Annotated in this window: 15 protein-coding genes; 9 read left to right on the forward strand and 6 right to left on the reverse strand. The window is 61.2% G+C overall.

Going from position 1 to position 12,040, the window contains the following annotated elements:
• Positions 1-42 precede the first annotated feature (42 nt).
• Positions 43-816, reverse strand: coding sequence for a transporter substrate-binding domain-containing protein (locus E4O97_RS17760; protein ID WP_248161862.1), 774 nt, complete (start codon positions 814-816; stop codon positions 43-45).
• Between the two features lie 350 nt (positions 817-1,166).
• On the opposite strand from E4O97_RS17760, the gene E4O97_RS17765 reads away from it, so the two are divergent.
• The 5 genes from E4O97_RS17765 (at position 1,167) to E4O97_RS17785 (ending at position 5,823) form a co-directional block, all read left to right on the forward strand.
• Positions 1,167-2,537: a glutamine synthetase family protein gene (locus E4O97_RS17765; protein ID WP_078820606.1), complete on the forward strand. Its 1,371-nt coding sequence runs from the start codon at positions 1,167-1,169 to the stop codon at positions 2,535-2,537.
• A 99-nt stretch (positions 2,538-2,636) separates the two neighbouring features.
• The gene (locus E4O97_RS17770; RefSeq protein WP_005786086.1) at positions 2,637-3,236 is read left to right on the forward strand and encodes a class I SAM-dependent methyltransferase; all 600 of its coding nucleotides are present in this window, start codon (positions 2,637-2,639) and stop codon (positions 3,234-3,236) included.
• A gap of 122 nt (positions 3,237-3,358) precedes the next feature.
• Positions 3,359-4,492 carry a ribonuclease D gene (rnd, locus tag E4O97_RS17775; protein ID WP_032877242.1) on the forward strand — a complete coding sequence of 378 codons (1,134 nt, stop codon included), beginning with the start codon at positions 3,359-3,361 and terminating at the stop codon, positions 4,490-4,492.
• A complete protein-coding gene (locus tag E4O97_RS17780; RefSeq protein WP_014717482.1) occupies positions 4,489-4,782 on the forward strand; it encodes a YcgL domain-containing protein in 294 nt (97 codons plus the stop codon). Before rnd ends, E4O97_RS17780 begins: the two co-directional genes overlap by 4 nt.
• 108 nt (positions 4,783-4,890) lie before the next feature.
• Positions 4,891-5,823 (forward strand): D-2-hydroxyacid dehydrogenase, encoded by a 933-nt coding sequence (locus E4O97_RS17785; RefSeq protein ID WP_103733526.1) that lies wholly within the window; start codon positions 4,891-4,893, stop codon positions 5,821-5,823.
• 70 nt (positions 5,824-5,893) lie between these two features.
• Here the strand turns inward: E4O97_RS17785 and E4O97_RS17790 are convergent, their stop codons facing one another.
• Complete coding sequence (locus tag E4O97_RS17790; RefSeq protein ID WP_078820608.1) at positions 5,894-6,487, reverse strand: nitroreductase family protein; 594 nt, start codon at positions 6,485-6,487, stop codon at positions 5,894-5,896.
• Between the two features lie 154 nt (positions 6,488-6,641).
• Here E4O97_RS17790 and E4O97_RS17795 point away from each other — a divergent pair, with 154 nt between their 5' ends.
• Complete coding sequence (locus E4O97_RS17795) at positions 6,642-7,091, forward strand: YcgN family cysteine cluster protein (RefSeq protein WP_003172524.1); 450 nt, start codon at positions 6,642-6,644, stop codon at positions 7,089-7,091.
• 14 nt (positions 7,092-7,105) lie between these two features.
• Positions 7,106-8,326 (forward strand): hypothetical protein, encoded by a 1,221-nt coding sequence (locus tag E4O97_RS17800; protein ID WP_078820609.1) that lies wholly within the window; start codon positions 7,106-7,108, stop codon positions 8,324-8,326.
• Positions 8,327-8,409: 83 nt separating this feature from the next.
• On the opposite strand, the gene E4O97_RS17805 is transcribed toward E4O97_RS17800, so the two are convergent.
• The 3 genes from E4O97_RS17805 to E4O97_RS17815 form a co-directional block, all read right to left on the reverse strand.
• Positions 8,410-8,760: a DUF2892 domain-containing protein gene (locus E4O97_RS17805; protein ID WP_032877238.1), complete on the reverse strand. Its 351-nt coding sequence runs from the start codon at positions 8,758-8,760 to the stop codon at positions 8,410-8,412.
• Positions 8,761-8,827: 67 nt separating this feature from the next.
• Entirely contained in the window at positions 8,828-9,295 is a 468-nt protein-coding gene (locus E4O97_RS17810) for an RNA methyltransferase (RefSeq protein ID WP_003189607.1), read from the reverse strand.
• A 161-nt stretch (positions 9,296-9,456) separates the two neighbouring features.
• Complete coding sequence (locus E4O97_RS17815) at positions 9,457-9,831, reverse strand: YajD family HNH nuclease (RefSeq protein ID WP_005786102.1); 375 nt, start codon at positions 9,829-9,831, stop codon at positions 9,457-9,459.
• A 107-nt stretch (positions 9,832-9,938) separates the two neighbouring features.
• On the opposite strand from E4O97_RS17815, the gene E4O97_RS17820 reads away from it, so the two are divergent.
• Entirely contained in the window at positions 9,939-10,859 is a 921-nt protein-coding gene (locus E4O97_RS17820) for a ParB/Srx family N-terminal domain-containing protein (protein ID WP_248161863.1), read from the forward strand.
• A 117-nt stretch (positions 10,860-10,976) separates the two neighbouring features.
• Here E4O97_RS17820 and E4O97_RS17825 read toward each other — a convergent pair whose 3' ends face one another.
• Positions 10,977-11,663 carry a hypothetical protein gene (locus E4O97_RS17825; RefSeq protein WP_032877236.1) on the reverse strand — a complete coding sequence of 229 codons (687 nt, stop codon included), beginning with the start codon at positions 11,661-11,663 and terminating at the stop codon, positions 10,977-10,979.
• A gap of 78 nt (positions 11,664-11,741) precedes the next feature.
• Between E4O97_RS17825 and E4O97_RS17830 the strand changes: the two genes are divergently transcribed.
• Complete coding sequence (locus E4O97_RS17830) at positions 11,742-12,020, forward strand: hypothetical protein (RefSeq protein WP_005786107.1); 279 nt, start codon at positions 11,742-11,744, stop codon at positions 12,018-12,020.
• Positions 12,021-12,040: the final 20 nt, after the last annotated feature.

A 12,040-nucleotide genomic window follows, 5' to 3' on the forward strand; every position in this document is an offset into this window, starting at 1 on the left:
TTTAGATCTCGGTGTGCCAGACAGGCCGTCATGGCAGCAAATTCAAGGCGCGGCCAACCACTGGCTGACAACCCCCCCATACACACCCGTCGCCACGCTCAAGTGCAACCACTGATCCACATAACTCTTCCAGGCCACATCATCGCGAGGTAGCAGGAAGGCTTTTTCACTGTACTGCATCGGCCGCTCAGGATTGACCGCACACAACCCCGGCTTGAGCTTCTGCTGATACCGCGCCTCGCTGGCATCGGTAATCATCACATCGGCCTTGCCCGCCAGCAGCTCATCAAAAATCGTCACATTGTCATGCAGGCGAATCTGCGTCTGGCCCAGGTGGGCACGGGCAAACACTTCATTGGTGCCACCTGCCGGCTCGATCACCCGCACCTGTGGCTGGTTGATCTGCTCAACCGTTTGGTAGCGCTGCACGTCGGCGCAGCGCACCAGTGGGATCTTGCCGTCAACCCCCAGCGATTGGCTGAAGAACGCCTTTTTCTGCCGCTCCAACGACACCGAAATCCCGCCCACGGCGATGTCGCACCGTTGGGCGAGGAAGTCCGGCATCAGGGTTTTCCACGTGGTGGGCACCCACTTGATCGTGGCGTTGAGGCTCTTGGCCAGGGACTCGGCCATGGCAATGTCGATACCTTCATAATGGCCATCGGCGCGCAATGAGGTGTAGGGCTTATAGTCGCCCGTTGTGCAAACGGTCAGGGTGCCGCGCTGGATCACCTCGTCAAGACGTGACGGGACAGTGTCGGCCTGGGCGATGTTTACCAGGCTTGCCAGCACACAGAGGGCCAGAGGAGCTTTCATGGGGGCGAGTCCTTGGGGCACGGTCGGGGCGCCCATTATTTCCAGCGCCGGGCAGGGTGGCAAGGCGTGGGGAATGTTTAGCCAAACTGTACCCAAACTCCATCAAGCCTGAATTTAACCGCCTATCCAGGCGTGTGACGCTCGGGGTTCTCTATTTCTGTGATCCGCGCATGGACGGTTGCCCCGACACTCACGCCGCGACACTGCCTTCTGCACTTGCGTTCTGGGCCTTGTTCCATTGTCGACACGCGCGCCCGCCAGACACCTCTTTTCTACGTTGATCCACCCCCACGGATGACGTGCACCTGTGCCCATCTGCATCTGCCCGACCCAAACGTATGAGAATTGCCATGAGTGTCTTTGCCCGCCTGCACGAAGCCCGAACCTTCCTTGAGCAGAACCCCGACATTGAGATGTTCGAGCTGTTTATCCTCGACAACAACGGCGTACCCCGCGGCAAGCTGCTGCACCGCGACGAACTGCTGGCGGTGTACGAAACCGGTCGGCCACTGCCCAGCACCATTCTCGGCCTGACCATCAATGGCGATGACGTAGAAAACTCAGGGCTGGTGTGGGAAGTCGGCGATATCGACTGCCGCGCCTACCCGATCAGTGGCAGTTTGCAGCGTATGCCCTGGCGTTTGATCCCCACCGCGGCGGTGCAAGTCAGCATGCACCCCACACAAGGCTTGCCCGCTACCGTGGCCGACCCTCGGCATTTGCTCGCCAAGGTCATCGATGCACTCAAAGCCGATGGCTATTACCCAGTGATGGCGGCAGAGCTGGAGTTCTACCTGCTCGACCAGAAACCCGACGGCAACGGTCGTCCGCAACCGGCGCGGGATATGGACGGCAATCGCCCGCGTTCGACCCAGGTCTATGGCCTGCGCGAACTGGAGCAGATCGAGCCGTTTCTCGCCGACCTTTATAGCGCCTGCAAGCTGCAAGGTATCCCGGCGCGAACGGCCATCTCCGAGTACGCCCCGGGCCAGGTGGAAATTACCCTTGAACATCGCACTGATGCTTTACAGGCGATGGACGAAGCGGTGCGCTACAAACGCCTGGTCAAGGGCGTGGCCCACAAGCACGGGATGGCCGCATGTTTTATGGCCAAGCCGTTCGACGACCTGGCCGGCACCGGTATGCATATGCACGTCAGCCTGACCGATGCCCAGGGCAATAACCTGTTCGCCAGCGAGGCGGCTGATGGCACGCCGCTGCTGCGCCAGGCGGTGGGCGGGATGCTCAGTACGTTGCTCGATTCGCTGCTGATGTTCTGCCCCAACGCCAACTCCTATCGGCGTTTCCAAACCAACAGCTATGCACCCCTGGCTGCCACCTGGGGCGTGGACAACCGCACCGTCAGCCTGCGCGTGCCCGGTGGCCCGGCCAGTTCCCGGCATATCGAGCACCGCATCTGCGGCGCCGATGCCAACCCTTATCTGGCGGCCGCCGCGATCCTGGCCGGCATCCATCGCGGCATTCGCGAGCAACGCGACCCTGGCGCCCCGGTGGAAGGAAACGGTTATGCCCAGGCCAAGGAGCTGTTGCCCACTGACTGGCTGACCACCCTGCGTGCGCTTGAGGCTTCGCGATGGGCAAAGGATGCGTTTGGCAGTGAATTCCTTGGTGTTTACCTGGCAGTCAAACGTGCCGAATATCGCCAGTTCATGGGCGAGGTCGGCGAGCAGGATTGGCGCTGGTACCTGCATCAGGCGTGACGGAGTTTACGGTGGCGGCTTTCGACCTTTTTTTCACGTTGCAGTGGTTAAGCTGGGAATCAAGGTCGTTCACTACCGTTTTACCCACATGAGCCCGTGATGTCGCCACAACCTCCATCCCCCATCGAGACTGAATTCACCGAGCGCTGTGACCGTGAGCATGCCAGGGTGTGCGGTGATCCGCGTCCGCCAAGGCTGTTGCAGCGCTTGGCCGCGTGGCGGGATGCGCGGCTGGTACGCCATGCGCTGAAGGTCGCGGGTGAGCCAGGGCTTATCCTTGACCTGGCCTGTGGTTCGGGGCGCTTCTGGCCGGTGCTGGCCGAGCACGTCAACCGGGTGATCCTCGCCTCTGACAACTCCCAGGCCATGCTCGACCACGCGCGCACCCATCACCCGGGCACGTTGCTAAAACGTGTCAAAACCTTCCAGGGCTCGGCGTTTTCGATTGGCCTTTCGGCGAACGCGGTGGACTGTATTTTCTGCCTGGAGTTGTTTCGCCATGTGCCCAGCAGCGATGTGCGATTAATGTTGTTGCGCGAGTTTCACCGCGTCAGCCGCGACACGGTGATTGTTTCCGTAAGCGCGGGTACACCGGTAGAGGATGAGTTTCGTCAGGCGGGCTTCAAGGTTCTGAATTACCAGGAGTTCCTGCCGGGCTCCAAACTCTGGTGTGTGTACGTCCTGCGTAAGAGAGGATAACTCCCATATGTCGGACTATTCTTCATCTCCTGTCGGAGTTTTCATGATGGTGTGTGCACTACGGATGCTCGCAAGCCCCTTTCGCGATATATACTGCGCGCCATTCTTCAAGGGAGAGCCGTGTGGCCATCGATATTCACTGGATCTGCGACAACGATAGCCTCGGCCAGCATTGCGCCCAATGGCAGCAGTTGCCATTCGTCGCCCTCGACACCGAATTCATGCGGGTCGACACCTTTTACCCTATTGCCGGGCTGATCCAGATCGGTGATGGCGTACGCGCTTACCTGATCGACCCCCTGACCATCGACAACTGGCAACCCTTGGCCGCTTTGCTGGAGAACCCGGCGGTGATCAAGGTGGTGCACGCCTGCAGCGAAGACCTGGAAGTGCTGTTGCGCCTGACCGGCAGCCTGCCGGCACCGTTGTTCGACACCCAGTTGGCCGCGGCTTACCTCAACCTCGGCTTTTCCATGGGCTATTCGCGCCTGGTGCAAGCCGTGCTGGATATCGAGCTGCCCAAGGGCGAAACCCGTTCGGACTGGCTGCAGCGGCCATTGTCCGAGACGCAGGTCAGCTACGCCGCTGAAGACGCGGTGCACCTGGCCGAGGTCTATATTCGCCTGCGCCCGCAGCTATCGGATGACAAGTACGCCTGGGTCCTGGAAGACGGTGCCGAACTGGTGGCCAACCTGCGCCGCGAAATCGACCCTTTCGAGGTGTACCGCGATGCCAAGCTGGCGTGGAAACTGTCCCGTGCCCAACTTGCCGTGCTGCGTGAATTGTGCGCCTGGCGCGAACAGCAGGCCCGCGCCCGGGACCTGCCGCGCAACCGCATCATCCGCGAGCATTCGCTCTGGCCGTTGGCCAAATCCCAGCCGGATAACCTGGCCGCGCTGGGCAAGATCGAAGACATGCACCCGCGTACCGTGCGTCAGGACGGCCAGTTCCTGCTGGACCTGATCAAACGTGCCGGTAGCGTGCCGATGGACCAATGGCCTCCCGCCGTGGCCGAACCGTTGCCGGTGGACGCCGCCGCGCTGATCAAGCAACTGCGCGCCCTGGGCCAGACGTTCGCCGAGCGCCTGGAGATGGCGCCGGAACTGATGCTGCGCAAGAAAACCCTCGAAGCCCTGGTCAAAAGTGGCTACCCCGATGGGCCTTACCAATTGCCAGACTCGCTGCGTGGCTGGCGCCGCGAGTTGATGGGCCAGGCGCTGCTCGACAGCCTGGCCAATGCCGGAGAACAGCCTTGAAACGTATTTGTTCCATCTACCGCAGCAAGAAAAAAGACGGCATGTACCTCTACGTGCTCAAAAGCGATGCCCTCGAGCGCGTGCCCGAGCCGTTGATGGAGGCCTTCGGCAAGGCGCATCACGCGTTTGACATGGTGCTGACGCCGGAGCGCAAGCTGTCGCGCGAAGACATCACCGTGGTGCTGGAAAACCTCGACAAACAGGGCTACCACCTGCAAATGCCGCCGGCCGAAGACGAGTACATCGAGCACTTGCCCGAAGAGTTGCTGCGCCGCAACGACCCGATGTGATCGATCAGTGCCCGTGTCAGGGCACAGGCTTTAAATGGAATCGTATTAGACGACGGTGGCCGTAAGGATGCGGGCGGCCGTCTGCATTGTTTTTGAAAGGTTTGAACCATGCGTGTTCTGATTGCTGAACAGGATCACCCGCTCTACGCCCAACTGCTCAAGGAGGCCGCCCCGGACCTTGACGTGCTGACCAGCGGTGACTCGGCCGAACTCTCGCGCCTGGCCGCCGATTGCCCGGTGTGGCTGGGCCAGCCCGATCTGCTGGCGACGCTGCTGCGCCAGGGCCATCAACCGCAGTGGTTGCAATCGACCTGGGCCGGTATCACGCCGCTGCTGGCCGATGGCTTGCCCCGCGACTATCGCCTCACCCGTGCAGTCGGCATCTTTGGCCAGGTCATGGCCGAGTTTGTCCTCACCTATATGCTGGGCCATGAGCGCGAAGTGCTGGCGCGCCTGGTCAGCCAGGTCGAGCGCAAGTGGGACAACCGCATGGGCCAGAGCCTGGCGGGGCGCAAGGCGCTGATTGTCGGCACGGGTGATATTGGCAAAAGCGTGGCTGATTTCCTGGTGCCCTTTGGCGTCAAGCTGTACGGCATCGCCAGTACGGCGCGGGAACAGGCACCCTTTATTGAAGTGGCCGGGCTCGATCAGTTGGGCCGCTTGGTGGGCGAGGTCGATTACGTGATCAACCTGCTGCCCAATACCCCGGACACCCATGACGTGTACAACGCGGCGTTGTTCAAGCAATTCAAGTCGACGGCGCTGTTTATCAACGTCGGGCGCGGCGTGGCGGTGGTGGATGCCGACCTGGTCGAGGCCCTGAAAGAAGGGCATCTGGCCGGCGCGGTGATCGACGTGTGCCGTCAGGAGCCGTTGCCGCAACGCCACCCGTTCTGGACTGCGTGGGGTTTGCTGTTGACTGGGCACAGCTCGGCACCGACCTCGCCGTCGATGATGGTGGCGTTGTTTGTGCAAAACGTGCGCGCCTACCAGGCCAAGCGAGCGCTGCGCGGCGAAGTGGACTTCGACCGGGGCTACTGATCCTTGGCCATGCATCAATCTAAAATGTGGGAGGGGGCTTGCTCCCTCCCACATTGGAGTTGCACTAGGCTTACAGGCTGAAGTCGCCCTCAGACACCAGTTCAGTCAACGGCTTGCGTGGGCTCGGCGCTTCACGGCCTTGCAGGTATTGCGGCAGGTTCGACTTGTCACCCAGCTTACCCACCGCTACGGCCGCGTGCAGCGCATAGCCTTGGGGAATCTTCAGCTCTTTGCGGGTCAGCTCCTGATCGAAACCGGCCATGCCGTGGGTGTGCCAGCCGCTGAGGCTGGCTTGCAGCGCCAGGTGGCCCCAAGCCGAGCCGGTGTCGAAGGTGTGCCACAGCGCCGGGGTTTCTTCTGTTGCACCGGGGGCGATGAAGTCGGTTTTCGACGCGATGATGACCAGGGCCGACGCATGCTGCGCCCAATTGCGGTTGAATTCATTCAGCAGGCCCAGGAAACGCTCCCAGTCCGGCGTGTCCCGGCGGGCGTAGAGAAACCGCCACGGCTGCGAGTTGTACGCCGAGGGTGCCCAGCGTGCGGCTTCGAAGAAACTCAGCAACGTCTCTTGCGGGATGCTTTCGCCAGTAAAGGCGCGGGGCGACCAGCGTTCGGTGAATTGGGTATGGATCGGGTAATCGGCAACGCGTGGGTTATCGCTCATGGACAGATCCTGATGAAAAAAGCCGGGGTTCAAAACTACTGCGCCAACCCAGGGCTGACAAGTCTTGCAACACCGTCAGTCGTAAGCGCTTGGCCGTAACGGGCTTGGGCACTAGACTGGCGGCCTTTTCACCTTCTGATACTGATGTAGAGCCATGGCCGCCAAAGTCGAACCTTTCTGGATACGCAAAACCCTTGAGCACCTCGACCAGGAGGAGTGGGAGTCGTTGTGCGACGGCTGCGGCCTGTGCTGTCTGCAAAAGCTTGAGGATGAAGACGACAACAGCGTCTATTACACGCGTATCGCCTGCAAACTGCTCGACCTGAAAACCTGCCAGTGCACCGATTACCCCAATCGCCGCGCTTCGGTGCCGGACTGTATCCAGCTCACGCCCGGCCAGGCCGACCAGTTCAAATGGCTGCCGCCAACCTGCGGCTATCGTCTGGTCAGCGAGCGCAAGGATTTGCCGCTCTGGCACCACCTGGTCTGCGGCGACCGCGACGCCGTGCACCATGAACGCATTTCCCAGTCCGGGCGCATGCTCAGCGAAGGCAGCGTGCCAGAGGACGACTGGGAGGATTACCTGATCTTCCGTGCAGGCTGAACAAAGGAGTGTGTATGAAGGTGGCAGCCAAGTTGGCAGCGGCCCTGGTATTGCTGGCGCTGAGCGGGCCGGGCTGGTGTGCGAAGAAGGTTGACCTGGATTATCACGTCAAGCTGCTGCCCCAGAGCGAGCAGGCCGAGGTGCGCGTCAGCCTGTCCCAAGGCTCGGCGGTGCGCAGCCTGGACTTTGACCTGGGCCGCAGTGGTGATTACAGCGACTTCAAGGCCGACGGCCAATGGCAAGTCACGGGCAGCCGTGGTGTGTGGCAGCCCAGCGCCGACAAGGCCAGCCTGACCTACCGCGTGCGTCTGACCCACGCGCGCAAGCCGGGCACCTTTGACACGCGGGCCACGCCCAATTGGGCATTACTGCGTGGTGAAGACCTGGTGCCGGCTGCGCGCCTGGACCAGCAAGATGGCATTGAATTGGTCTCGCGCCTGATGTTCGAACTGCCCGCGGGCTGGAAGAGCGTCGAAACTGCCTGGCCGCGCATTGGCAAAAACAAATTCCGCATCGACAACGTGTCCCGCCTGTTCGATCGCCCCACCGGCTGGATGCTCGCCGGTAACCTCGGCAGCCGTCGCCTGCGCCTGGGTGAAACCGAGGTCACCGTGGCCTCGCCAAAGGGGCAGGGCATGCGCCGCATGGACGTGCTGACGCTGCTGACGTTCGTCTGGCCGCAGGTGGACGCTGCGTTCCCACGCCATCCCGCCAAATTGTTGATCGTCGGCGCGAGTGACCCGATGCGCCGCGGAGCCTGGGCGTCGCACGATTCGATCTACCTTAACAGCCGTACGCCACTGGTCAGCGAAAATGGCGGCAGCCCGTTGCTGCGCGAGGTGGTGCAGGCCATCGGGCGCTTCAACGACCACGACAGCAGTGACTGGATCAGCGAGGGCCTGGGGGAGTATTACGCGATTGAACTGGTGCGACGTGCGGGGGGCCTCACCGATGAGCGTTATGCGGCGATCCAGGCGCGCCTGGCCAAAGAAAGCAAGGCGGTCACCACGCTGAGAGGCGAGCAAATCGGCAGCGCTGGTGTAGCGCGGGCAGTACTGGTGTTGCAGGACCTGGACCGCGAGATCCGCGTGAAAACCCACAACAAGCGCTCCCTGGATGATCTGGCGCAGGCGGTGATGCGGGTCAACAGCATCAACACCAAAGAGTTCGTTCAGTTGGCTGAAAGCGTAATCGGCGAATCGTCGGTGGTACTGGATAGCAAACTGCTGCGCTGATCCCAAGCCCTGTGCAATTCAAAATGTGGGAGGGGGCAAGCCCCCTCCCACATTTGAATCTCCAGCATGTCCAATTACTTAGGTCAGGCTTTGGGTTTTACAGCCTTCTCAGCCGCCACTTCCGCCTTGGTCTTCAAATTCTTCAATTCTTCCCCGGCCCGCTCGATCTTCGTGCGCACGCTGTTCATTTCCTGGCGACCCTGCTCCAGCTTGTCTTTGAGCGAACTGTGCCCGGTAAAGCCACGGGCCAGTGCCACGCCGCCAATCGCCACCTGGATCAGCCCGAAAATCCCGCCGCGGCGCAGGCCTTTGCCGACCATCATCACGCCGCCCGCCACTGAGCCGATGCGCTCCCAGCCATGCACGTTCTGGGTAGGCTGAGGCTTCAACGGTGTGGCTTCGATGATAGGTTGCAAGATTTTGCTGTCGCTCATGATCTGTCTCCAACAAGGGCTAGTGTTACTAGCTGACTGCGCGCAGGTGCCGGATGTTCCCGCAGAATCAGTACTTGGGGCCCGAACGGGTGTTGTTGCCCTTGGCCAGGCGGTCGTAGAGCACCACATTGACGGTGGCTGCCAGGTTCATGCAGCCCGTGGTGGGGATGTACACCACATCTTCGCACCAGTCGCGGATCTCCTTGTCCAGGGAACCGTCCTCGGGGCCGAAGATATACAGCGCGCGGTCGGGGTGGGTGTATTCAGGCAGCGGGCGGGCACCTTCCACCAGTTCCACGGCAACCGGGATGCAGCCCAGGGGCAGGATCTTCTTCAGGTCGTCGATGCCGATCAGCGGAATGTCGTGGTGGACCTTCTTGGTGTCGGTGATGAAGTCCCGGGCTCGCTCGTAGCGCACGCCGGTGTAGAACACCGAGGCCACGCCGTAGCAACCGGCGGCACGCATCACCGAGCCGACGTTTTCGGGGGATTTTGGGTTATACAGACCGATGCAGCTGTAGCGTTTATTGCCCACGGGGAAGGGTGCCTTGGAGAAAAACGGCGATTATACGGCCTGGGGGTATGCAGTGCTTGGGCGATCGTCATCGCGGGCAAGCCCGGCTCCCACAGGGGAATGCATTCCAAATGTGGGAGCTGGCTTGCCTGCGATGAGGCCAGTACAGACAAGGACGATCTTCAGTCGTCTTTCTTCATCAACCCCGCCAGCGCCGCAAACGGATTGTGCGTCGCCTTGGCAATGCTCGGGCTGCTGGTGGAGCCTTCGCCGAAATACTGCTGGTCGGTGTAGCGCGAGTGTTCGTTGTCGTGGCAGTACAGGCACAGCAATTCCCAGTTGGAGCCGTCCTGGGGATTGTCATCATGATTATGGTTGCGGTGGTGTACGGTCAGTTCACTCAAACGCTTGCCGGCGAATTCACGGGCGCAGCGGCCGCACACGTGGGGGTACATCTTCAAGGCTTTGTCGCGGTAGCCCATTTCGCGGTCGCGCTGGGCATCGGCGAGGATGCGGTCCAGCTTGGCGGTGTGGGAGGGCGGGTTGGTCGAGCTCATCATGGCTCCTGGCTATTTGGTGGGTCACGGATAAGGTTGATTCTAGCCGCTTACGCTGAAAATCACCCCTAGGGATTGCTTCACTGACTGATAAGGATTTGAAATTTATGCGTCTGTATTCATGGACTATCGGGCTTGTGCTCTGTGTGGTTACCGCTCAGGCTCAGGCGTTCTCTACGCCGCAGCCCGGGCAGGTGATCGAGGTGGCCCTGGAGCAATTGCACCCCACCCAGGCCGTGGTGGGTTTCGACCAGATCTACTACAGCCTCGGGCTGTTCGCCGACAAGCCGGCCAAGGCTTTCGATGAATACTGCGAAACCAACGGCCAGGGCGAGGCTGACCAGGTGCCGAAAAACGCCGAGCTGCTAAGGTCCGACAGCTTTACCTGCAAGCACCCGGTCGGCACCTACCCGCAGGATATGAAAACCGTGGTGGTGGGCCCCGGCGGCCAGCTTTACCTGACCGATGGTCATCACAGTTTCACTACCTTGTGGGAAACACCCGGCGCTGGCCCGCGCTTGAAAATGTGGGTCAAGGTCACCGACGACTTCAGTGCCAGCCCCAATCTCGCCACGTTCTGGCAGCGGATGGAAGCGGCCCGCAAGGTCTGGCTCAAGGACAACCGGGGCCAGGCGTTGCCAGCGGAGCAACTGCCGGCGCACCTGGGCTTCAAGAACCTGCAGGACGACACGTTCCGCAGCCTGGTGTATTTCACCCGTAAGGCCGCGTACGGCAAGCCAAACGAGGGTGCGATTGCGCCGGAATTTCTGGAGTTCTACTGGGGCAACTGGCTGCGCACGCAGATTGATCTGGGCCAGTACAACCTGAACAAGAAGGGCGGCTACAAGGATGCCATCGAGGCTGTCGCCAAGCGCATGGTCAGCCTGGCGCCGGGGGCAATGATCGGCGACAGCGGTTTCACTGCCCGGCAGTTGGGCGGTATGACCCAGCTGGATCAAAAGGAGTTGGAAAAGACCTTCGATAAAAAAGTGCCGTACGTGATCGATTACCGCAAATCCAGAGACTGAAGCAGTACCAAATGTGGGAGGGGGCTTGCTCCCGATAGCAGTGTGTCTGTTAAGGATAGGCAAGCTGACACACCACTATCGGGAGCAAGCCCCCTCCCACATTTGACCGATAGTGATTCAGCCCTTGAGCTTTTCTGCAATCCAGATGGTATGCCGCGTGCCTTTATTGCCATGGGCGAACACCTGAACCTCTTCAGCCTTGAAGCCGGCCTTGCGCAGTTTGTCGCTGAACAGCTTATCGGCACTGGCCGACCACACGGCGAGCACGCCCTTGGGCCGCAGGGCTTTGGCGCAGGCGGCCAGGCCACCGGCGGAATACAGCCAGCTGTTGGCCTTTTGCGTAAGCCCCTCGGGACCGTTGTCGACGTCAAGCATGATCGCGTCGAAGCCCTGGGGCTCGGCCTGTAGCACCTTGGCCACATCTTCCAGACGAATCACCGTGCGCGGGTCCTGCAAGGGGCACCCGGATTTTTCTCCCAGTGGCCCACGGTTCCATTCCACGACGCCCGGCACCAGTTCGGCCACCACCACTTCGGCAGTCTTGCCCAAATGCTTGAGTGCTGCGGCCAAGGTAAAGCCCATGCCCAAGCCGCCGATCAGCACGCGTGAGTTCGGGCGACCGGCGACCTTGCGGCAGGGAATCTCCGCCAGGGCGTCTTCGGAACCGTGCATGCGCGTGTTCATCAACTGGCCGCCGTCACCGCCCTGGATCTTGATGACGAAGTCCTCGCCGTACTCGAACAGGCACAAGGCGCCGCCGTTGTCGGGGATCGGAGTAGTGTCCAGCAGAACGAAACGTTTCATGGAAATCTCATTGGGAAGGGCATTCTTGCGCAGTTGGGAGTAGCCTTAAGGCATTCCGGTCAGGCCATGGAGCCATCGATGAAGTGCAGCATTCTAACGGTCATTGTATTGAGCGCGCTCATATCCGCTGCGGCGCAGGCTCAGGAGTTGCAAACCGTACCGGTCGCGCCCGCACCAACCCCAGGCGCGCCGGGCACGCCGACCCCGACGTTGTACCCTCAAGTCAGCCCGCCCGCCACGCCCAAGACGAACGGTACGCCACCGTTGGTGCCCATCGTGTTGCCCACGCCGCCCAAGGACCAGACTGTCCCCGGCTTGCAGCAGAACGACAGCAAGCCGAAGACGCCCGGCGGTTAAAACAGTCAAGGCGGTCCCGC

Origin of the sequence: Pseudomonas sp. W15Feb34 (assembly GCF_023127765.1) — a bacterium.
Classification (GTDB): Bacteria; Pseudomonadota; Gammaproteobacteria; order Pseudomonadales; family Pseudomonadaceae; genus Aquipseudomonas; species Aquipseudomonas synxantha_A.